This window comes from Pseudomonas sp. S31, from assembly GCF_016648105.1.
GTDB lineage: Bacteria > Pseudomonadota > Gammaproteobacteria > Pseudomonadales > Pseudomonadaceae > Aquipseudomonas.
On the sequence record NZ_JACVVE010000047.1, the window covers coordinates 1 to 20,423 of the forward strand.

A 20,423-nucleotide genomic window follows, 5' to 3' on the forward strand; every position below is an offset into this window, starting at 1 on the left:
CAGGGCCGAGTACAGCGGGTTGATGGCAGCCCCGGGAATGCCGAACGCCGTCTCTACACCTTCACGGCGCATGACCAGCACCGCCGCGTCGATCGCTCTCATCTTTGCCATGGTGTGTTCTCCTGTCATGGGGTCGATATCTTTCTTATTGACTGGCAGCATGGAGCAGGGGTCTGGCTTGTTGAAGGCCAGTAAACTAGATTCTGTCGATACCTTTTGTATGGAGTACGCGGGGTCATGGATCGCTACGTCGAGCTGCAGAGCTTCGTCCAGGTCGCCCAGAAGGGCAGCTTCGCCGCCGCCGCGCTGGTCGAAGGCGTGACTCCGGTGATCATGGGGCGGCGCCTCGACAGCCTGGAAAAACGCCTGGGCGTGAAGCTCATGCACCGTTCCACTCGCGGCCTGAAACTGACGGCCCTGGGCGAGCAGTTGCTGGAAAGCGCCAGGCAGGTGCTGCTCGACTTCGACGACCTGGAGGCGGCCATCTGCAGCAGCTCGTCGCTGGTCAAGGGCAGCCTGCAAATCTCGGCGCCGGCAGCGTTCGGGCGGGTGCACGTGGCCCCGCTGGCACTTGGGTTCCAGCAGCGCTACCCGCATGTGAAGCTGGCCTTCAACCTGACCGACAGCGTGGTCGACCTGGTCAGCGAGGGCTATGACCTGAGCATCCGCATCGGCGAGATCCGCGACCCCAACTACGTGGCGGTGAAGCTGTTCCCCAATCGCCGGGTGGTGTGCGGCACCCCGGACTACTTCGCCCGCCATGGCAGCCCGCAGACCCTCGAAGACCTGGCCGGGCACAACTGCCTGGCCTTCACCCTGCAGGGCGGCCAGCAGCGTGGCTGGACCTTCCTGCGCGATGGCCGCCCGGTGGCGATGAAGGTCAGCGGCAACCTGGCCTGCAACGACGGCGAGCTGCTCGCCTCGTGGATGCAGCAGGGCGTGGGCATCGGCTGGCGCTCGACTTGGGAGATCCAGGCGGCGCTCGATGCAGGCACCCTGGTCACCGTGCTCGACGAGTTCGCGTTGCCCGACTACGACATCCAGGCCGTCTGGCCGCAACAACGTCACCTGCCGGCCAAGGTGAGGTTTTTCGTCGACTACCTTAAAGAGGTCTACAACACAGCGGGATACTGGGACGGTGCCGGCGCTTGATTGCAATCCCGCGCTTGCTTGGTATATTGAATTCAAAATACAACAAACAAACGAGGCCACTCCATGCCGTCAGTACGTCGTCCGTTGCCCGTCAAGTTCCGCGGCCCAACGCTGCTGGAAACCCCATTGCTGAACAAAGGCACTGCCTTTTCCGAGAGTGAACGCCAGCAGTTCCACCTGCTCGGCCTGCTCCCGGCTCACGTCGAGACACTGGAGCAGCAAGTCGCCCGGTGCTACCGGCAGTTCAGCGAAGCGCCGGGCAACCTGGAAAAACACGTCTACCTGCGCTCGGTGCAGGACCGCAACGAAACCCTGTACTACAAGTTGGTGGAAACCCATCTCGAGGAGATGCTGCCGATCATCTACACGCCCACCGTCGGCAAGGCTTGTCAGGAGTTTTCCCGTATCTACCGCAGCTACCGCGGCGTGTTCATTTCCTACGACGACCGCGACCGAATCGACGAAATCCTCAACAACGTCACCAAGGACAAGGTCAAGGTCATCGTCGTCAGCGATTGCGAGCGCATCCTCGGCCTCGGCGACCAGGGCGTGGGCGGCATGGGCATCCCGATCGGCAAACTGTCGCTGTACACCGCCTGTGGCGGCATCAGCCCGGCCTACACGCTGCCGGTGGTGCTCGACGTCGGCACCGGCAACAGCACTCTGCTCGACGACCCGGAGTACTTCGGCCTCAAGCAGCCGCGGGTACGCGGCGCCGAGTACGACGCGTTCCTCCAGGCCTTCGTCGATGCCGTGCAAAAGCGCTGGCCCGATGCCTTGCTGCAGTTCGAAGATTTCGCCCTGACCACCGCCATGCCGCTGCTGGCGCGTTACCGCGACCAGATCTGCTGCTTCAACGACGATATCCAGGGCACCGCCGCCGTCACCGTCGGCACCCTGCTGGCGGCCTGCAAGATCAAGGGCGAGCCGCTGTCGCAACAGACCATCGCCTTCGTCGGCGCCGGTTCCGCGGGCTGCGGTATCGCCGAGCAGATCATCCAGGCCATGGTCGAGGAAGGTCTGACCGATGCCCAGGCCCGCAGGCAGGTATTCCTGCTCAACAGCAAGGGCTTGCTCACTGACCGCCAGGAAGGCCTGTATGACTTCCAGAAGCGCCTCTCGCACCCAACGGCCTCGCTGGGGCAGTGGGGCTTCCAGGGCGATTGGCCGAACTTGCAGGAGGTGGTGGCCAATGCGCGGCCAACCGTGCTGATCGGCGTGTCGGGCAAGGCCGGCTTGTTCACCGAAGAGGTCATCAGCACGCTGTACAAAGGCTGCGCCAAGCCGATCGTGATGCCGCTATCCAACCCGACCTCACAGATCGAGGCACACCCCGCCGACATCCTGCGCTGGACCGACTGCCAGGCACTGGTAGCCACCGGCAGCCCGTTCCAGCCGGTGGAAGTGGATGGTCGCACCTTCCGCATCGCCCAGTGCAACAACTCGTACATCTTCCCCGGTGTCGGCCTGGGCGTGCTCGCCAGCAAGGCCAAGCGAGTCACCGAGCGCATGCTGATGGCTTCGGCCAGGGCGCTGGCCGACAGTGCGCAAGCCGGAGAGATGCTGCCGCCGATGAACGAGGTGCAGCGGGTGAGCAAGGACATCGCCCTGGCCGTGGCGCTGGAGGCGTGCGCCGAAGGGGTGGCGCCGCAGCAGAGTGAAGCGGCGCTGCGTGAAGCGATCGAGGCGACCTTCTGGGAGCCGAAATACCGCGACTACGTCACCGCCTGACGGCAAGCGGCGCCACACGAATATCGTGTGGCGCCGCAATTGTGACGGCTCGATGTGCCAGCCGGTGATTCACTGGATATCGAGTTTCACCGATGGCAGCCCCTCGATGACGCCAACCACCTGGCCCTGAGCCTGCGGGAAGTACATGCCGGTGAACGAGCCAGTGGTGATCACGAAGTCCTTGGGCAGCGTGCGCCCTTGCTGCGTGTGGTGATTGACCAGCCATGGCAGCAGCCGACGGGGGTCGCCAGCCGGGTTCGCTGCCGCCCCTGGGACGATGCTGGTTTCGTTGAACATGAACTCCAGTGACGGTTGCGCGAAAGGAAAATCTGCCCGGTAGGGCACGAATTCACCGACTATCAGCGCCCCGTGATTGAGCAGGTCGGCCAACTGGGCCAGCGGCTCGATCTTCGGCCATGCGGCGAATCGGCTGGACACGATCTCCACGGCCGCGGCCATCTCGCCGATGCTGCCGAGCACTTCCTCGTCGCTGTACGGCTGCTCGCGCGGGGGGAAGTCGCGATTGAAGCGAAAAGCGATTTCCAGCTCCAGGCCGGCAGGCGCGTAGACCACCCGATCGAACTGGCTGGCCTGGGTGTGGATGCATTCGGCAGGCAGGGGCGAGCCCTGGATCGGTCCGCTGTGGGATTTCGAGCCGACCTTCCAGCCACCTGGTTTCAGGCCGCGCAGGTCGAGGATCGCTTGCTGGGTCTGGTAGGCGGCGGCGAAATCTTCTGGGTTGAGGGCCGGGTCGAAGTCGCCCAGGGCATTGCGCCCGCGCTGCGCGTCGACCAGCAGTTGCGCCAGGCGCGCAGGGTTGGTTGCTGTATTCAAGGTATCGCTCCGTTGTCGAGGGCCCGCGCCTCGGGGCGCGGGCTCGGTGCATCACTTGCCGATGGCAGGCGAGGGTTGTGCTTCGGTGGCGGGGGCCACTGGCGGCTGGGCATATTCGAACTTGTTCTGCGGCTTCATGCGGCCCGACAGCGCGACGCCGATGCCCAGCAGGATGATGCTGACCAGGAACGGCAACTGCCAGTTGTCGAAGGTGTCGATCAGCATACCCGATGCCACCGGGCTGATGATCGCCGCCATGGCAGAACCGGTGTTCATCATGCCGCTGGCGGTGCCGGAATGCTCGGGGGCGATGTCCATGGGGATCGCCCACATCGGGCCGATGGTCATTTCCGAGAAGAAGAAGCCGATGGCCAGGCAGGCCAGCGAAACGTGCAGGTTGGTGGTGAACATCAGTGGCAGCAGCGACAGCAGGGTCAGGCTCAGGCAGATGGCGACCATCAGGCTGCGCGCCTTGTTGAGGTTGCCGGTGCGGGTATAGATGCGGTCGCTGACGATGCCGCCCAGGGTATCGCCGACCACCCCGCCGAAGAACACCAGCGAGGCGAAGATCGCCGTGCCCTTGAGGTCCAGGCCCAGGTTCATGAAGTACATCGGCACCCAGCTGAGCAACAGCCACAGCGTCCAGCCGTAGCAGAAGTAGACGATGGTCACCGGTGCCATGCGCTTGAACAGGCGCCCCCAGGGCAGGGGGGTCTTGTTCTTGGACTTGGCCTCCGGCAGCGAATCCAGCTCTTCTTGCGAAATGCGCGGATGGCGCTTGGGTAAATCGGTGAACACCAGTGCCCACAGGCCGACCCAGACGAAGCTGATGACGGCGCACACGTAGAACGACTCGCGCCAGCCATAGTGGGCCATGATCGCGATCATCGCCGCCGGGGCCAGGGCGTTGCCGAGCCGGGCGAAGGCGTGAGTGATGCCCTGGGCGAAACCGCGTTTCTCCTTCGGCACCCAGCGCGACATCGCCGACGTGGCTGCGGGGAAGGTCGCACCCTCGCCAAGGCCGAGGATGATGCGGGCGATGATCAGCGACACGAAACCACCGGCCAGGCCGGTCATCACCGTGCCGCCGGCCCAGATGATGCCGCACACCACCAGGGTGCGCTTGGCGCCGAAGCGGTCGCTGACCCAGCCGCCGATGATCTGGAAGATGAGGTAGGGGTAGGCGAAGGCCGAGAAGACGATGCCGATTTCGGTCTTGCTCAGGCCGAACTCAGGCCCGAAGCCGACGGCGGCGGTACTGACGTTGACGCGGTCCAGGTAGGTGATGAAGTACATGGCGCAGAGCATAGCCAGCACCACGGTGGTGGGGCGCAGACGTAAAGACTTCATGTTCTATCTCCAGTTTCTTATTGTTCTCGCCAGCGCGAGGTGTCGGGATAGTCAGTCGTTCATGGCACTGCGGCAGGTGCCGCAGTGCGCTTCACTGCGGTGGGCAGGTCATTCGCGGCGCAGCGGCACCGATTGCGCTCCCAGGTAGTCCATCGCCGCCAGTACACCACTGGAGTGCAGTTTCACGCCCGCCAGTTGCAGGCCCATCTCGCAACCGGTCAGCGTCGCCATCAGTGTCAGGTCGTTGCAGTCACCCAGGTGGCCGATGCGGAACATGCGGCCCTTCATTTTGCCTAGGCCGGTGCCCAGCGACATGTCGAAGCGTTCGTAGATCACCTTGCGCACGGCGTCGGCGTCGATGCCTTCGGGCGTCATCACGCCGGTCAGCACCGGGCTGTACACGCGCGGGTCGGCGCATTGGATATCCAGCCCCCAGGCGTTGACGGCGGTGCGGCAGGCCTGGGCCAGGCGCTGGTGGCGGCTGAAGACGTTGTCCAGGCCCTCGCCGAGGATCATGTCCAGGGCTTCGGCCAGGCCATACAGCAGGTTGGTGTTCGGCGTGTAGGGCCAGTAGCCGGTCTTGTTCATCTCGACGATTTCGTCCCAGCCCCAGAAGCTGCGTGGCAGTTGGGCCTGCTTGCTGGCTTCGATGGCCTTGGGCGACAGGGCATTGAAGCTGATGCCCGGCGGCAGCATCAGGCCTTTCTGCGAGCCGGACACGGTGACGTCCACGCCCCATTCGTCATGCCGGTAGTCGGCCGAGGCCAGGCCGGAAATGGTGTCGACCAGCAGCAGGGCGGGGTGGCCCGCCGCATCGATGGCCTTGCGCACGGCGGCGATGTCCGAGGTAACGCCGGTGCTGGTCTCGTTGTGCACTACGCACACCGCCTTGATGCGCTGGGCGCTGTCGGCGCGCAGATGGCTTTCGATCATCGCGGCATCGACGCCAGCGCGCCAGCCCTCGATGCCTGGGCGGCCGATGAACTGCGGCTTGAGGCCCAGGTTCACGGCCATCTTCTGCCACAGCGTGGCGAAGTGGCCAGTCTCGAACATCAGCACTTCATCGCCTGCGCTCAGGGTGTTGCACAGCGCGGCTTCCCAGGCGCCGGTTCCCGACGCCGGGTAGATGACCACCGGGTGCACGGTCTTGAAGATCTTCTTGATGCCGTCGAGCACCTTGAGCCCCAGCTCACCGAATTCCGGGCCACGGTGGTCGATGGTGGGGTAGCTCATGGCCCGCAGGATGCGATCGGGAACCGGGCTCGGCCCAGGGATTTGCAGGAAGTGACGGCCGGCAGGATGGAAGTCGAGCTTGAGCATGGGTGTCTCCTGTTGTTTTTGTATTTTGAATGCAAAAAACAATAGCAGCCGGATTCGGCCTGTCAAATGAGGCTTCATGCACCCCTCAAGCTCCCGCTTTGCGAGGGTTTGATCTATCATCACCAAGCCTGATGGGGGATTTTGCATGCAATATTCAGATTCTGTAGGGGGCGGTGCACTGGATCGGGTGCTGCCCAAGGTCGAGCGTCAACGCCTGCACGACACCGTGGTCGAGCACTTGCGCACGTTCATCACCGAGGGTGTGCTGGAGCCTGGGCAGAAGCTTAACGAGCGCGAGCTGTGCGAGCACCTGGGCATTTCCCGCACACCGCTGCGCGAGGCCTTGAAGGTGCTGGCCGCCGAACGCCTGATCGACATCGCGCCGAACCGCGGCGCCAGCGTTGCGCGCCTGTCCGAGGCCGAGATGCGCGAAGCGTTCGAGCTGATGAGTGGCTTGGAGGCGTTCTCCGGCGAACTCGCCTGCGAGCGCATCACCGCTGAGGAGCTGGCCGAGATCAAGGCCATGCACTACGCCATGGTGGTGTGCCGCAACCAGGACGACCTGGCGGGCTACTACAAGCTCAACCACGCCATTCACGAGCGCATCAACCTGGCCGCGCGCAACAGCCTGCTGACCCAGCAGTACCAGCAGTTGAACAGCCGCTTGCAGGCGTTCAGGTTCCGCTCTAATCATCTGCCGCCGAAGTGGGACCGGGCCGTGCACGATCACGAGGAAATGATCGAGGCGCTCGAAGCGCGTGATGGCAAGCGCCTGGGCGCCATCCTGCGTCACCACTTGCTGGAGAAACGCGATGCGGTGTTGTTGCTGACCGCCACGCAACAGGCGGCTCAACCTCGCTAGACCGGGAGCCAGGCATGACAGCGATCGAAAGCGATGAAGCACTGACAGACGCGGCGCAGGGCCGTTACCAGCAGTTGAGCGAGGCGCGGTTGGTGCTGTACGCGGGCGCCAACCTGCCCAGTGCCGAGGTCATCGCGGCCTATGCGCCGGGGTTGAGTGCCTATCCGGCGATGGGGCCGAGCTTTTTCAAGGAGCAACCGGACACGGATCTGGTGTCGCACCTGGAGCAACGCGTCGAGGCGCTGGCCTGCGAGGTGTTCGACGCGACCTGGGCAGAGGTGCGGTTGCCCAGTTGCACGTTGGCCAATCTGGCGATTTTTCATGCTTTCAGCAAGCCTGGAGACCTGTTGCTGGCGCCGGCCGCGGCTCATGGCGGGCACTTGAGCCAGCGCCGGGGTGGCACGCCGGAACTGGCGGGGCTGCGGGTCGAGGACTTGCCGTTCGATGTGCAGGCCGGCCAGTTGGACGGCGAGCGTGCCGCTGCCCTGGTGCGGCAGCGTCAACCGCGATTGGTGATGCTGGGGCGTAGTGTTCTGCTGCAGCCCGATGCGATCGATGAGGTGGTGCAAGCCGCCCACGCCGTGGGGGCGCTGGTGGTTTTCGATGCTTCGCACGTGTCGGGCCTGATTGCCGGCGGGGTTTTCCCGAATCCGTTCGAGGCAGGTGTCGACCTGGTCACCACCTCGACCTACAAGACCTTGCCGGGGCTGCCGCAGGGGCTGGTGCTGGGGCGCCGGCCGGAGCACGCGGTGCAGTTCAAGGCATTTCTCGACCGATATTTCCTGGCCAACTACGACGCCGGGCGGCTGCCGTGTCTGTTGCAGTTGCTCAATGAGGTGAAGCAGGACGGGGCTGGGTATGCGCGAAGGGTTCAGCGCAACACCATTGCCTTGGCCACCGCCCTGCGGGCTGAGGGCTTCACCGTGAGGGCGGCGGCCACGGTGGAGCAGGCGACGCATCAGTTGTTGGTTCCGGTGCAGGATGGCGCAGATCCACGGGCGGTGATGGGGCGCTTGGAGCGCGGCGGTATCGTAGTTGGCACTTGCGCGGACCCGGTGCGGCCCGGCGGGCATGCGTTGCGGGTAGGGACGCAGGTGATTACCCGGTTGGGGTTGGTGCCGGAGGATATGGCCGGCGTTGCGGGGCGCTTGCGGGCGGTAGGGGTGTTCGCTCAGGATTTGTAGGGAGGCGGATATCGAGCGCCGCCCGCGCGGCGCTTCGCGGTGTTCGACTCAAGAGGTGCATGGTCGCTGATATCGAGCGCCGCCCGTGCGGCGCTTCGCGGGGCAAGCCCGCTCCCACATTTGTTGCAACGTGGCCATGTCTGTGAGGCCATAGTTGTCAGCCTTGTTGGTATGACTGGATTTCGATGTGGGCATCGCTGCCGCCCCACCTGTCTCAAGCCTTGCACCAAAGCGGGCAACCATGGCCTGACAGGTTCGGCACGTTGCAACAAATGTGGGAGCGGGCTTGCCCCGCGAAGCGCCGCGCGGGCGGCGCTCGATATCAGCAGCGCTGCACCTCTCGAGTCGAACACCGCGATGCGCCGCCCGCGCGCCGAGCCCCTTTACTGCCCCTGCTTGAACCGCAACCGCCAAGCATGCAGCAACGGCTCGGTATACCCGCTCGGCTGCTCGCGGCCCTTGAACACCAGGTCACTGGCCGCACGGAAGGCATACGACCCTTCCAGGTCCGTGGCCATCGCGCGATACGCCGGATCCCCGGCATTCTGCCCGTCCACCACCTGCGCCATGCGCGCCAGCGTCGCATGCACTTGCTCGCTGCTGACCACGCCGTGATGCAGCCAGTTGGCGATATGCTGCGCAGAAATACGCAAGGTCGCGCGGTCTTCCATCAGCCCTACGTCATGGATGTCCGGCACCTTGGAGCACCCGACCCCCTGTTCGACCCAGCGCACCACATAGCCCAGGATCCCCTGGCAGTTGTTGTCGAGCTCGGCCTGGATATCGCTGGCGCTCCAGTCACGCGTGGCGCTGACCGGCACGCTCAGCAGATCGTGCAGCAGACTGGCGCGCTGGCTGTCGAGCGAGGTGCGCTCCAGCTCGATCTGCACCTGGCGCACGTCGACCTGGTGGTAATGCAAGGCGTGCAGGGTGGCGGCGGTGGGCGAGGGCACCCAGGCGGTGTTGGCGCCGGCCTTGGGGTGGGCGATCTTCTGCTCGAGCATGGCCGCCATCAGGTCGGGCATGGCCCACATGCCTTTGCCGATCTGCGCGTGGCCGCGCAGCCCGCAGTTCAGGCCGACCAGCACGTTGTTGCGCTCGTAGGCCTGGATCCACGCGCTGGACTTCATGTCGCCCTTGCGTAGCATGGCCCCGGCTTCCATGGCCGTGTGCATCTCGTCGCCGGTGCGGTCGAGGAAGCCGGTGTTGATGAACACCACGCGCTGTGCCGCCTGGGCGATGCAGGCCTTGAGGTTGACGGTGGTGCGCCGCTCCTCGTCCATGATGCCCATCTTCAGGGTATTGCGGGCCAGGCCGAGCAGGTCCTCGACGCGGTCGAACAGCTCGCTGGCGAATGCCACTTCGTCCGGGCCGTGCATCTTCGGCTTGACGATGTAGACGCTGCCGGTGCGCGAGTTGCCCTGGCGTTGCAGATCGTGCAGGGCGGCCAGGCTGGTGACCACGGCATCGAGGATGCCCTCGGGGATCTCCTGGCCGTGTTCATCGAGCACCGTCGGGTTGCTCATCAGGTGGCCGACGTTGCGCACGAACAGCAGCGAGCGGCCCGGCAGGGTCAAGGTAGAGCCATCGCGGCCCTGGTAGCTGCGGTCGGGGTTGAGGGTGCGGGTGAAGGCCTTGCCGCCTTTGCTGACGCTTTCGGACAGGTCGCCCTTCATCAGCCCCAGCCAGTTGCGGTAGACCAGCACCTTGTCGTCGGCATCCACCGCGGCCACCGAGTCTTCGCAGTCCATGATGGTGGTCAGCGCCGACTCCAGCAGCAGGTCCTTGACCCCGGCGCGGTCGGTGCTGCCGATGGCGCTGGCCGGGTCGACCTGGATTTCCACGTGCAGGTCATGGTTTTTCAGCAGCACGGCGGTAGGCGCCGAGGCCTGGCCCTGATGGCCGAGGAACTGCTCCGGCCGTGCCAGGCCTGCGCTTTCGCCGTTGCCGAGGGTGACGCGCAACTGGCCATCGACCACCTGGTAGGCGCTGGCATCGACGTGCGAGGCACCCTGCAGCGGGAAGGCCTGGTCGAGGAAGGCGCGGGCGAAGGCGATCACCTTGTCGCCGCGCACCGGGTTGTAGCCCGGGCCCTTTTGCGCGCCATCGGCCTCGCTGATGGCATCGGTGCCATACAGCGCGTCGTACAGCGAGCCCCAGCGGGCGTTGGCGGCGTTCAGCGCATAGCGCGCATTCATCACCGGCACCACCAGCTGTGGGCCGGCCTGGGTGGTGATCTCGGTGTCGACCTGGGTGGTGGTCACCTTGACCTGCTCGGGTTGCGGCAGCAGGTAGCCGATGCTTTCGAGGTGGCGCTGGTAGGCGGCCATGTCCTGCACCGGGCCTGGGTGGGCGCGGTGCCAGGCATCCAGTTCGGCTTGCAGGCGGTCGCGTTCGGCCAGCAGCGCGCGGTTACGCGGGGCGAGGTCGTGCACCAGGGCGTCGAAGCCTTTCCAGAATTGCCCCGCGTCGATCTCGGTGCCAGGCAGCACCTCGTCCTCGATGAACTGCTTGAAGTTGGCGGCCACGCTCAGGCGCTGGCACGTTACACGCTCGGTCATGTTCTTCTCCTATGGCTTGATTCGTTGATCCTTGCCGCGCTCACAACGCGGCGATACCGGCGGCTGCCACCTGCGCGTCCTGCTCGGCCTTGACCCCGGACACGCCCACCGCGGCGATCACCTGGCCGTCGACCACCACCGGCAGGCCACCTTCGAGCGAAGTCAGCAGCGGGGCGCTGACGAAGGCCGTGCGGCCACCGTTGACCATCTCTTCGTAGCCCTTGGTGTCACGCCGGCCCAGGGCCGCGCTGCGGGCTTTCTCGGTGGCGATGTAGGCGGCGATCGGCGCGCAGCCGTCGAGGCGCTCCAGGGCCAATGGGTGGCCACCGTCGTCGACCACGGCGATGCTCACTTTCCACTGGTTGCGTTGCGCCTCGTCGCGCGCGGCGGCGAGGATGCGGGTGACGTCGGCTTGTTCCAGTACGGCTTTGCGTTGCATGGTCTTCTCCTAGATGAGGGCTTCTTCCACCAGTTCGATCCAATGGCGCACGGGTGTGCGCCCAGCCCCGTCGAGGTGGGTCTGGCAACCGATGTTGGCGGTGACGATCACCTCCGGGTTGCCGCTTTCCAGCGCGTTGAGCTTGTTGTCCCGCAGTTGCAGCGACAGCGCCGGCTGGGTCAGCGAATAGGTGCCGGCCGAGCCGCAGCACAGATGGCTGTCCGGCACTGAGGTGAGACTGAAGCCTAGACGGCCCAGCACGCCTTCGACGGCGCCGCCGAGCTTTTGTGCGTGTTGCAGGGTGCACGGGCAGTGAAACGCCAGGCGTCGGTCGGCGTGCACGCCGAGGCTTTCCAGCGGTTCCGCGCGCAGCACTTCGACCAGGTCGCGAGCCAGGGCGCTGACCTTGGCCGCCTTGGCGGCGTAGGTTGGGTCACCGGCGAGCAGATGCCCATAGTCGCGTACGAAGGCGCCACAGCCGCTGGCGGTCTGTACGATGGCCTCGGCTCCGGCCTCGATGGCTGGCCACCAGGCGTCGATGTTGCGGCGGGCGCGTTCCAGGCCCTTGTCCTGGGCGTTGAGGTGATAGTCCACGGCGCCGCAGCAACCGGCTTCGCGCGCCGCGCTCACCGAGATGCCGAGGCGATCGAGTACACGGGCTGCCGCAGCGTTGGTGTTGGGCGACAGGCTCGGTTGCACGCAGCCTTCGAGCATCAGCACCTGGCGCGCATGCTGGCGCTGTGGGCGCGGCTTGGCCGGCTGCGCATGGCGCGGCAGCTTGGCCTGCAACCGTTGCGGTAACAGCGGGCGCAAGGCCTTGGCGGTCTGGGTCAGCGCCTTGAACACCGCCGGGCGTGGCACCACCGTGCGCAAGCCTTCGCGCAACAGGCGCTCGCCGAGCGGGCGAGGGACCTTTTCCTCGACCACGGCGCGGCCGATGTCGAGCAGGCTGTGGTACTCCACGCCCGATGGGCAGGTGGTTTCGCAGTTGCGGCAGGTCAGGCAGCGGTCCAGATGCTCCTGGGTCTTGGCGGTGACCTCCTGGCCTTCGAGCACCTGCTTGATCAGGTAGATGCGCCCGCGCGGGCCGTCCAGTTCATCGCCCAGCAGTTGGTAGGTGGGGCAGGTGGCGGTACAGAAGCCACAGTGCACGCACGAGCGCAGGATGCGTTCGGCTTCCTCGGCGCGAGGAAGGCTTTTGGCGTATTCGCTCAGGTTGGTTTGCATGGCGCGCTCTCAGACGTCGGCGTACAGACGGCCAGGGTTGAAGATGCCCTGGGGGTCGAGTTGCTGCTTGAGGTTGCGGTGGTAGCGCAACAACGGTTCGGCCAGCGGCTGGAACGGCGCCGGGTCCTGGCGGAACAACGTCGCGTGGCCACCTGCTTGCGCAGCGGCGGCACGAATCGTCGCCGCCGGGGCGTCGGACTTCAGCCAGCGCTGGGCACCGCCCCAGTCAAGCAACTGCCTGCCAGGCAGGCCCAGCAGCGGTGTGTTGTTCGGCAGCGACAGGCGCCACAGCGGCTCGTCGCCGGCAAAAAAGCCCAGGCGCTGCTCGCGCAGGTCCGTCCAGTAACGGCTGTCCAGTATTTCTCCACCGAGCCGGTCGACGGCCGATGCCACCGAACCTTCACCCCCCTCCAGGCGTAGGTGCAGGGCTTCGCCGTCGTGGCAGGCGGCGCTGATCGGGATCGGCTGCTGGCCCCATTCGGCCAGCTCGCCCAAGGCCTGGCGGGCATCCATCGGCAAGCGCAGGCTCTGGCAGGCACGCGGCTTGGGCAGCACCTTCAGCGACACCTCGACCAGCAGCCCCAGGCAGCCGAAACTGCCGGCCATCAGTCGCGACAGGTCATAGCCGGCGACGTTCTTCATTACCTCGCCACCAAAGCGCAGCAGCTTGCCGTGGCCAGTGATCACCCGGGTGCCCAGCACATAGTCGCGGGTCGAGCCGGCCCACGGCCGACGCGGGCCGGACAGGCCAGCGGCGACCATGCCGCCGAGGGTCGCCTCGGGGCCCAGGTGCGGTGGCTCGAAGGGCAGCATCTGCCCCTGGGCCTGCAGCGCCGCCTCGACTTCCGCCAGCGGCGTGCCGGCGCGTGCGCTGAGCACCAGTTCGGTCGGGTCGTAGCTGACGATGCCACGGTGCACGCGGGTGTCGAGCACCTCGCCCTCGACGCGGCGACCGAGCATCGCTTTGCTGTTGCCGCCCTGGATGCGCAGCGGCGTGCGCTCGTTGAGCGCCTGGTTGACCTGTTCCAGCAGCGCCACGCTGGCGTCGTGATCGTGTCGCATCAGAAGCGCTCCAGTTCAGGGAACGGCAGTTGGCCGTGATGCACGTGCATCGAGCCGAACTCGGCGCAGCGGTGCAGGGTGGGGATGTTCTTGCCGGGGTTGAGCAGGCCCTGGGGATCGAAGGCGTGCTTGACGGCATGGAACAGGGTCAGCTCGTCGCTGTTGAACTGGGCGCACATCGCGTTGATCTTCTCGCGGCCCACGCCATGCTCGCCGGTGATGCTGCCGCCCACCGCCACGCACAGTTCGAGGATGCGCGCGCCGAGTGCTTCGGCGCGCTCCAGCTCGCCGGGCTGGTTGGCATCGAACAGGATCAACGGGTGCATGTTGCCGTCGCCGGCATGGAACACGTTGGCCACGCGCAGGCCAAATTCCTCCGACAGCGCAGTGATGCCATTGAGCACCTCGGGCAGGGCGCGGCGCGGAATGGTGCCGTCCATGCAGTAGTAGTCCGGGGAAATCCGCCCGACTGCCGGGAAGGCATTCTTGCGCCCGGCCCAGAAGCGCGCCCGCTCGGCCTCGTCGCAGGCCAGGCGCACGTCGGTGGCGCCAGCGGCCCGGAGCACGTTGTCGACCCGTTCGCAGTCGTCCTGCACGTCGGCTTCCACGCCATCGAGTTCGCACAACAGGATGGCCGCGGCGTCTACCGGATAGCCGGCATGGATGAAGTCTTCGGCGGCGCGGATCGACAGGTTGTCCATCATCTCCAGGCCACCGGGGATGATGCCGGCGCTGATGATGTCGGCCACTGCCCGCCCGGCTTTTTCCACCGAGTCGAAACTGGCCAGCAGCACCCGCGCCACTTGCGGCTTGGGCAGCAGCTTGACGGTGACCTCGGTGACGACGCCGAGCATGCCTTCGGAGCCGGTGAACAGTGCCAGCAGGTCGAAGCCCGGCGCGTCGAAGGCGTCGCTGCCGAGGGTCATGCATTCGCCCTCGATGGTGAGGATCTCCACCTTGAGCAGGTTGTGCACGGTCAGCCCGTATTTCAGGCAGTGCACGCCGCCGGCGTTCTCGGCGACGTTGCCGCCGATCGAACAGGCGATCTGCGAGGAAGGATCGGGGGCGTAGTACAGGCCGTGAGGCGCGGCGGCCTGGGAGATGGCCAGGTTGCGCACCCCGGGCTGGACCCGGGCAAAGCGGCCTTCGGGGTTGACCTCGAGGATGCGGTTGAAGCGCGCCATCACCAGCAGGATGCCTTGCTCCAGCGGCAGTGCGCCGCCGGACAGCCCGGTGCCGGCGCCACGCGCCACCACCGGCACGTTCAACCCATGGCACAGCTTGAGCAAGGCCTGCACCTGCTCGATGCGCTCGGGCAGCACCACCAGCAGTGGTACCACACGGTAGGCCGAGAGCCCGTCGCACTCATAGGGGCGCAGGTCTTCGAGGGTGTGCAGGATCTCCAGGTCGGGTAGGGCAGCGCGCAGGCGGTCGAGCAGCAGGGCCTTGTCCACACGGGGCAGCGCGCCGTCGACGCGCTCGTCGTAGAGAATGTTCATAGTGCTCACTTTGTCTTTTTTGTCTAAAGAGCCCTAGGGCTCTCCACGCTGAACATTTCCGAGACTGCAACCTAGGGCTGGCTTGCGTCGAGGGGGAGGTGGACTGGTCCTACCACTTTCTCGGGAAGCGCCGCTGAAAAGGTAGGTGGTTGATGGCTTGCTGGGATAGGATCGATAGCAGTGTGCTTCGCAAATCAATGACTGGTCCTACCAGTTCTAACGAGGTTTCGATGTCCAGCTCGCCGCATGTCAAACAAGAAAAGGTCCAGGTCGCCGACCAGGTCGCAGAGCGAATCGAGAAGTTGATCGTCGACGGTGTCATCAAGGTCGGTCAGGCGTTGCCGTCGGAACGGCGCCTGGTCGAGAAGCTGGGCTGTTCGCGCTCGGCCCTGCGCGAGGGGTTGCGCATCCTGCGTGGGCGGGGCATCGTCGAAACCGAGCACGGCCGCGGCTCCTACGTCGCCGACCTGACCCGTGCGGACAATGCCACGCCGCTGATGCACCTGTTCAGCTCGCAGCCGCGCACGTTGTTCGATCTGCTGGAGGTGCGCGCCCTGCTCGAAGGTGAGTCGGCCAGGCTGGCGGCGCTGCGCGCGACCGATGTCGACCGGCTGCTGATCAAGCGGCGCTTCGACGACATGGTCGCCGCCCACGAGGAGGCGCAGTTGCACGACCCACGCGAACAGGCGCGGCTCGACCACGCCTTCCACCGGGCGATCAGCGAGGCCTCGCACAACCCGGTGCTGGTCCATACCCTGCAGACCCTCAGCGACCTGACCTTGAGCACGGTGTTCGCCTCGGTCAACAACCTCTACTGCCGGCCGGCACAGAAGCGCCAGATCGACCGACAGCATTCACGGTTGTACCACGCCGTGATGGAACAGCTACCGGAGCAGGCGCAGCGGGCAGCCAGGGAGCACATCCACAGCATTCGCGACAATTTGCGCGAGATCGAGCAGGAAGAGCAGCGCTTGGTGCGGGCCACCATGCGCTTGGAAGGATGGCGCTGAGCCTACTGCAAAGTGGGGGGGCGAAGCTTTTCAGGTAGGTCGCGGAGTATCTGCTCCATCCGCTCGATGTGCTGGGTAAGCGCCGCGGCTTTCTCTTCCTGGCCGTCCGCCTGCAGGCGGTCGCGAGAGCGGCGCAGGTCGAGCAGGGTTCGCTGTAGACCGCGTGCTGCGCTGTGGAAATGTTCCATGATGTTACTCACTGCTGTGGGCATCCGTGCCGTTGTAGGAAGCGCGGACCGTAGCAGGTCGAAGTTGGAGTCGGAACTGGGGTTTTGAACAGGTAAATGCTGAGGCTGGGATATAGCCTACTGAAGAGAGTAAAACTTCCTACAAGCGATGTTTCCGTTCGTAAAAGCCGGCAGTGGATGTAGGCCTCAGTTGGCTTGGTCTGCGAGGGATCCGGCGCCTCGATCGCAGCATGGCCCGCGTAGACCCAGGCGCGGGCAGCCACCACAGGCTACCGAAATCCTTTGTTTCAATTGATGCCTCCTTACCCGCGAATGCGGTGGTGGTATCACCCTCGCATTCGCGGGTAAACCCGCTCCTACACGCTCAGCGTGATTTCACAAATGATCAGCATCCACCACCGCTTTGGCGAATGCCTGCGGTGCCTCCTGCGGCAGGTTGTGGCCGATGCCACCGGCGATCAGGCGATATTCGTATTTGCCGGTAAACCGCTGCGCATAGGCCTCGGCCGGCGGATGCGGCGCGCCGTTGGCGTCGCCTTCCAGGGTGATGGTCGGCACCGAGATGCTCGGCAGCTTGGCCAGCTTGGCCTCCAGTGGGTCGTACTGGGGCTCGCCCTGGGCCAGGCCCAGGCGCCAACGGTAGTTGTGCACGGTGATGGCGACCTGGTCGGGGTTGTCCAGCGCCTGGGCGCTGCGCTCGAAGGTGGCATCGTCGAAAGCCCACTTGGGCGAGGCGGTCTGCCAGATGAGTTTGGCGAAGGCATGGCGGTTGGCGTCATAACCGGCCTGGCCACGGGCGGTAGCGAAGTAGTACTGGTACCACCACTGCAACTCGGCGCTCGGCGGCAGCGGCGTCTTGGCTGCTTCCTGGCTGTTGATCAGGTAGCCACTGACCGACACCAGCGCCTTGACCCGCTCCGGCCACAGCGCTGCGACGATGTCGGCGGTGCGTGCGCCCCAGTCGAACCCGGCCAGCACGGCGTGCTGCACGTGCAGGGCATCCATGAACGCGATCAGGTCGCTGGCCAGGGCCGTCGGCTGGGCGTTGCGCGGGGTTTGCGCGGACAGGAAGCGGGTCTGGCCATAGCCGCGGACATACGGCACCAGCACCCGGTAGCCTTTGGCGGCCAAGGCCGGGGCGACCTCCTGGAAACTGTGGATGTCGTACGGCCAGCCGTGCAGCAGGATCACCACCGGGCCATCGGCCGGCCCCTGTTCGACATAGGCCACATCCAGGACACCGGCCTGGATGTGCTTGAGCGGGCCGAAGGCATCCGTGCTGCTGGCCGTGGCCTGGGCGGGCGTTGGCGCGGCCAGGGAGGTGCCGGCGGCGGCCAGCCCGAGTGGCAACAGGGCACAGGCGAACAGGGCTGCGCGGGTCAGGCGGCGTGGCGCGAACGGGACGGCGGCGGGGCGACTGGCGAACATGGGGCGTCTCCTTGCGTAGGCATCGGTGCGGTTGATGCAAGCCAGTAAAGAGGGGCGCTGTATCTCATCTGTGTCGGCAGGGTAGGAATGTTGCCGGTTTGTGTGTCAGGTCGCAGTTTGTACACACGAAGATACATTCGATGAGGTTGGTCGTGGTTGGTGCGGCTGGTCGCTTGATGAGCCCGATGCATCAAAAAAACTGCACTCAAGCCGTGAGTCGACCGCCAATATTCATTTTATTGCACTCAAGGCCCATTTAATTTCAGTTATTTTCCCTCGCCCATCCCTCTAAGCTCGTCCCGTCGCTGCATTCCAGAGCGGCTTCAGGAGCTTCTTCATGATCCCCGAGACTGATACCAAGACCTCACCTATTCCAAATGCCGACGACCTGATCGACTGGCTGCGCATGCTGATGCGTGCCGAGCGCGCTGGTGCGCGACTGATGCTCGACAGCGCCCGCGAAACCGATGACCCAGCCATGCTCGCCCGTCTGGAGCAGTTGCATCACGGCGAGGCCGAAAGCTGCCGCCGCCTGCATCACTGCCTGGTACGCCTGGATGCCAAGCCCGGGGCTGGCATGGGTGAGTTCTATGCCAAGGCCATGGCCATTGCCGACCTGCAGGCGCGCTTGCAGTTCATCGCCCGTGGCCAGCACTGGGTTGCCCGGCAACTGCAGGCGCGGCTGCCGCAGATCGCTCAGCCGTGGCTGCGCGAAGAGCTGGAAGTGGTGCTACGCCTGCACCAGGCTCCCAGCGACGACTGAACGTCCGACCTCCAAGAATCCGATAAGGACAGAGCATGCCTTCAGAGCTTTCCTCCGATCTGCGTGACCCAACGCAGCCCGATCGCGCCACCCGTTTCGCCCGCTCGCTGCTGGCCCAGGCCGGCCTAGGCCTGGATGGCGAGCAACCCTGGGACATGATCTTGCACCAGGGCGACGTACCCCGCCGGGCCCTGGCTCAAGGCAATCTCGGCCTGGGCGAAAGCTACATGGAAGGCGCCTGGGACTGCGAGCAACTGGATGAGTTTTTCAGTCGCCTGCTGCGCGCCCAGGTGCCTGACCAGGTCAGCCCCTTGGCGCTGATCTGCAACGCCTTGCAGGCGCGCCTGCTGAATCGCCAGACCACGCGGCGTGCATGGGCCGTGGGCGAGCGTCACTATGACCTGGGCAATGACTTCTATGCCGCGATGCTCGACCCGCGCATGGCCTACACCTGCGGCTACTGGAAGGACGCCAGCAGCTTGGCCGAAGCCCAGGACGCCAAACTCGACCTGATCTGCCGCAAGCTGGGCCTGCAGCCAGGCATGCGGGTGCTCGACATCGGCTGCGGCTGGGGCAGCTTCATGGGCTTCGCCGCCGAGCGTTACGGCGTCGAATGTGTCGGTGTGACCATTTCCCGCGAGCAGTGCCAATGGGCCGAAAAACGCTACAAGGGGCTTCCCCTGGAGTTTCGCCTGCAGGATTACCGCGAACTGGACGAACGTTTCGATCGCATCGTCAGTGTCGGCATGTTCGAGCACGTCGGGCGCAAGAACCATCGCACCTTCATGGAGGTGGCCGCGCGCTGCCTGGATGACGACGGCCTGCTGTTGCTCCATACCATCGGCAAGAACCGCCGAAGCGATGTGCCGGATCGCTGGATCGACAAGTACATCTTCCCCAATGGCGACCTGCCCTCCATCGGCCAGATCGGTGACGCGGCCGACGGCCTGCTGGTGATCGAGGACCTGCACAACTTCGGCGCCGACTACGACCGCACGCTGATGGCCTGGCACGCCAACTTCGAGGCCCACTGGCAATACTTCGCAGAAGAGCTGGGCGAGCGCTTCCGGCGCATGTGGCGTTACTACCTGTTGTCCTGCGCCGGGGCGTTCCGGGCCAGGGACATCCAGCTGTGGCAGTGGGTGATGTCGCGGCGCGGCGTGACGGGCGGCTATCGCCGGGCTATCTGATACGGTTTTTTTCCATCAACCTGAATCTGTAACCGTATCAGCGATAGCGGGACAATAGGTGCCATCTCCTCATCACATTGCAGAGGTTCCGATGGGCAAGCTGGCACTTTTCCTGGGTGGTTTCCTGTTATTGACGATTCTGGTGGGGCTGCTCGGCACCATCCCGCCGAGCTGATCCTGCCAATCCCTCCTGGCCCGTCTATCTCGCTGGATGGGCCCCTGCCTGCCCGCCCTGGGTAGCTCGCCTGACCTAGAACCACCGGATCGGTGGTATCTGCAGTTCGTTCTCAAGTGCAAATCATTCGTGTACGCTGCGCCGCCACCTCATGCTGGCCGCGTACGCGCGCCGTCTGTTTGCCTTGGAGCCAACGAATACATGGAATGCAAGAAAGGCGCTGCGGCCGTGCTGCAGTGGCGCAGCCGCTACCTGACCGACGACCTGCTCGACGAAGCCGCCTATGACCAGGCACTACGCAGCGCCGAAGCGCTGGAGCAGTCCGGTTCCATCAGTGCCAGTGAATGGATCGAACTGGTAAAGCTAGCCAACGCCGCGCTGCTGCGTGTGCGATAAGTCGTTCTTTATGCGGGGAAATCTGTCCACAAAAAACGTGGGTAGGTCTGTG

Annotated in this window: 18 protein-coding genes and 1 pseudogene; 8 read left to right on the forward strand and 11 right to left on the reverse strand. The window is 65.2% G+C overall.

Translation table 11 applies throughout. The features are described 5' to 3' along the window. A pseudogene (locus IAE37_RS24730) lies at nt 1-111 on the reverse strand (thiamine pyrophosphate-binding protein); the annotation flags it as partial. Nucleotides 112-237: 126 nt separating this feature from the next. Here IAE37_RS24730 and IAE37_RS24735 point away from each other — a divergent pair. Both IAE37_RS24735 and IAE37_RS24740 read left to right on the forward strand, forming a co-directional pair. Then, complete coding sequence (locus tag IAE37_RS24735) at nt 238-1,152, forward strand: LysR family transcriptional regulator (protein ID WP_201177911.1); 915 nt, start codon at nt 238-240, stop codon at nt 1,150-1,152. A 63-nt stretch (nt 1,153-1,215) separates the two neighbouring features. Further along, on the forward strand, nt 1,216-2,883 hold the full coding sequence (locus tag IAE37_RS24740) for an NAD-dependent malic enzyme (RefSeq protein ID WP_201177913.1): 1,668 nt from the start codon (nt 1,216-1,218) through the stop codon (nt 2,881-2,883). Between the two features lie 69 nt (nt 2,884-2,952). On the opposite strand, the gene IAE37_RS24745 is transcribed toward IAE37_RS24740, so the two are convergent. The 3 genes from IAE37_RS24745 to IAE37_RS24755 form a co-directional block, all read right to left on the reverse strand. Further along, nucleotides 2,953-3,717 (reverse strand): 2-keto-4-pentenoate hydratase, encoded by a 765-nt coding sequence (locus IAE37_RS24745; protein WP_201177915.1) that lies wholly within the window; start codon nt 3,715-3,717, stop codon nt 2,953-2,955. Between the two features lie 51 nt (nt 3,718-3,768). After that, nucleotides 3,769-5,067, reverse strand: coding sequence for an MFS transporter (locus IAE37_RS24750; protein ID WP_201177917.1), 1,299 nt, complete (start codon nt 5,065-5,067; stop codon nt 3,769-3,771). A 108-nt stretch (nt 5,068-5,175) separates the two neighbouring features. Continuing rightward, entirely contained in the window at nt 5,176-6,387 is a 1,212-nt protein-coding gene (locus IAE37_RS24755) for a pyridoxal-phosphate-dependent aminotransferase family protein (RefSeq protein ID WP_201177919.1), read from the reverse strand. Nucleotides 6,388-6,532: 145 nt separating this feature from the next. Between IAE37_RS24755 and IAE37_RS24760 the strand changes: the two genes are divergently transcribed. Both IAE37_RS24760 and IAE37_RS24765 read left to right on the forward strand, forming a co-directional pair. Beyond that, entirely contained in the window at nt 6,533-7,249 is a 717-nt protein-coding gene (locus tag IAE37_RS24760) for a GntR family transcriptional regulator (RefSeq protein WP_201177921.1), read from the forward strand. Nucleotides 7,250-7,263: 14 nt separating this feature from the next. Continuing rightward, nucleotides 7,264-8,433 (forward strand): beta-eliminating lyase-related protein, encoded by a 1,170-nt coding sequence (locus tag IAE37_RS24765; protein ID WP_201177923.1) that lies wholly within the window; start codon nt 7,264-7,266, stop codon nt 8,431-8,433. A 383-nt stretch (nt 8,434-8,816) separates the two neighbouring features. Here the strand turns inward: IAE37_RS24765 and IAE37_RS24770 are convergent, their stop codons facing one another. Genes IAE37_RS24770 through glcD form a run of 5 tightly spaced genes read right to left on the reverse strand, consistent with a single transcriptional unit; the run spans nt 8,817 to nt 15,221 of the window. After that, entirely contained in the window at nt 8,817-10,994 is a 2,178-nt protein-coding gene (locus tag IAE37_RS24770; protein WP_201177925.1) for a malate synthase G, read from the reverse strand. 40 nt (nt 10,995-11,034) lie between these two features. Continuing rightward, nucleotides 11,035-11,433 carry a heme-binding protein gene (locus IAE37_RS24775; RefSeq protein WP_201177927.1) on the reverse strand — a complete coding sequence of 133 codons (399 nt, stop codon included), beginning with the start codon at nt 11,431-11,433 and terminating at the stop codon, nt 11,035-11,037. A gap of 9 nt (nt 11,434-11,442) precedes the next feature. Further along, on the reverse strand, nt 11,443-12,660 hold the full coding sequence (glcF, locus tag IAE37_RS24780; RefSeq protein WP_201177929.1) for a glycolate oxidase subunit GlcF: 1,218 nt from the start codon (nt 12,658-12,660) through the stop codon (nt 11,443-11,445). Between the two features lie 9 nt (nt 12,661-12,669). Continuing rightward, on the reverse strand, nt 12,670-13,722 hold the full coding sequence (glcE, locus tag IAE37_RS24785; protein ID WP_201177931.1) for a glycolate oxidase subunit GlcE: 1,053 nt from the start codon (nt 13,720-13,722) through the stop codon (nt 12,670-12,672). Further along, a complete protein-coding gene (gene glcD, locus IAE37_RS24790) occupies nt 13,722-15,221 on the reverse strand; it encodes a glycolate oxidase subunit GlcD (RefSeq protein WP_201177933.1) in 1,500 nt (499 codons plus the stop codon). Before glcD ends, glcE begins: the two co-directional genes overlap by 1 nt. Before the next feature lie 230 nt (nt 15,222-15,451). Here glcD and glcC point away from each other — a divergent pair, with 230 nt between their 5' ends. Then, on the forward strand, nt 15,452-16,231 hold the full coding sequence (gene glcC, locus IAE37_RS24795; RefSeq protein WP_201177935.1) for a transcriptional regulator GlcC: 780 nt from the start codon (nt 15,452-15,454) through the stop codon (nt 16,229-16,231). Nucleotides 16,232-16,233: 2 nt separating this feature from the next. On the opposite strand, the gene IAE37_RS24800 is transcribed toward glcC, so the two are convergent. Together IAE37_RS24800 and IAE37_RS24805 are read right to left on the reverse strand one after the other, a co-directional pair. Next, a complete protein-coding gene (locus IAE37_RS24800) occupies nt 16,234-16,419 on the reverse strand; it encodes a hypothetical protein (protein ID WP_201177937.1) in 186 nt (61 codons plus the stop codon). A gap of 375 nt (nt 16,420-16,794) precedes the next feature. Further along, complete coding sequence (locus tag IAE37_RS24805; RefSeq protein ID WP_201177939.1) at nt 16,795-17,847, reverse strand: alpha/beta fold hydrolase; 1,053 nt, start codon at nt 17,845-17,847, stop codon at nt 16,795-16,797. Between the two features lie 337 nt (nt 17,848-18,184). On the opposite strand from IAE37_RS24805, the gene IAE37_RS24810 reads away from it, so the two are divergent. From IAE37_RS24810 to IAE37_RS24820, 3 genes are all read left to right on the forward strand, one after another. Beyond that, nucleotides 18,185-18,610 carry a DUF6306 domain-containing protein gene (locus IAE37_RS24810; protein ID WP_201177942.1) on the forward strand — a complete coding sequence of 142 codons (426 nt, stop codon included), beginning with the start codon at nt 18,185-18,187 and terminating at the stop codon, nt 18,608-18,610. Between the two features lie 35 nt (nt 18,611-18,645). After that, entirely contained in the window at nt 18,646-19,800 is a 1,155-nt protein-coding gene (gene cfa / locus IAE37_RS24815) for a cyclopropane fatty acyl phospholipid synthase (RefSeq protein ID WP_201177944.1), read from the forward strand. Nucleotides 19,801-20,176: 376 nt separating this feature from the next. Then, entirely contained in the window at nt 20,177-20,371 is a 195-nt protein-coding gene (locus tag IAE37_RS24820) for a hypothetical protein (protein WP_201177946.1), read from the forward strand. Nucleotides 20,372-20,423 lie beyond the last annotated feature (52 nt).

Coding starts and splice junctions, on each gene's coding strand:
- glcC (WP_201177935.1), top strand. CDS start 15,452: ATGTCCAGCTCGCCGCATGTCAAACAAGAAAAGGTCCAGGTCGCCGAC.
- glcF (WP_201177929.1), bottom strand. CDS start 12,660: ATGCAAACCAACCTGAGCGAATACGCCAAAAGCCTTCCTCGCGCCGAG.
- IAE37_RS24760 (WP_201177921.1), top strand. CDS start 6,533: ATGCAATATTCAGATTCTGTAGGGGGCGGTGCACTGGATCGGGTGCTG.
- glcD (WP_201177933.1), bottom strand. CDS start 15,221: ATGAACATTCTCTACGACGAGCGCGTCGACGGCGCGCTGCCCCGTGTG.
- IAE37_RS24800 (WP_201177937.1), bottom strand. CDS start 16,419: ATGGAACATTTCCACAGCGCAGCACGCGGTCTACAGCGAACCCTGCTC.
- IAE37_RS24820 (WP_201177946.1), top strand. CDS start 20,177: ATGGAATGCAAGAAAGGCGCTGCGGCCGTGCTGCAGTGGCGCAGCCGC.
- glcE (WP_201177931.1), bottom strand. CDS start 13,722: ATGCGACACGATCACGACGCCAGCGTGGCGCTGCTGGAACAGGTCAAC.
- IAE37_RS24755 (WP_201177919.1), bottom strand. CDS start 6,387: ATGCTCAAGCTCGACTTCCATCCTGCCGGCCGTCACTTCCTGCAAATC.
- IAE37_RS24770 (WP_201177925.1), bottom strand. CDS start 10,994: ATGACCGAGCGTGTAACGTGCCAGCGCCTGAGCGTGGCCGCCAACTTC.
- IAE37_RS24805 (WP_201177939.1), bottom strand. CDS start 17,847: ATGTTCGCCAGTCGCCCCGCCGCCGTCCCGTTCGCGCCACGCCGCCTG.
- IAE37_RS24765 (WP_201177923.1), top strand. CDS start 7,264: ATGACAGCGATCGAAAGCGATGAAGCACTGACAGACGCGGCGCAGGGC.
- IAE37_RS24775 (WP_201177927.1), bottom strand. CDS start 11,433: ATGCAACGCAAAGCCGTACTGGAACAAGCCGACGTCACCCGCATCCTC.
- cfa (WP_201177944.1), top strand. CDS start 18,646: ATGCCTTCAGAGCTTTCCTCCGATCTGCGTGACCCAACGCAGCCCGAT.
- IAE37_RS24735 (WP_201177911.1), top strand. CDS start 238: ATGGATCGCTACGTCGAGCTGCAGAGCTTCGTCCAGGTCGCCCAGAAG.
- IAE37_RS24810 (WP_201177942.1), top strand. CDS start 18,185: ATGATCCCCGAGACTGATACCAAGACCTCACCTATTCCAAATGCCGAC.
- IAE37_RS24740 (WP_201177913.1), top strand. CDS start 1,216: ATGCCGTCAGTACGTCGTCCGTTGCCCGTCAAGTTCCGCGGCCCAACG.
- IAE37_RS24750 (WP_201177917.1), bottom strand. CDS start 5,067: ATGAAGTCTTTACGTCTGCGCCCCACCACCGTGGTGCTGGCTATGCTC.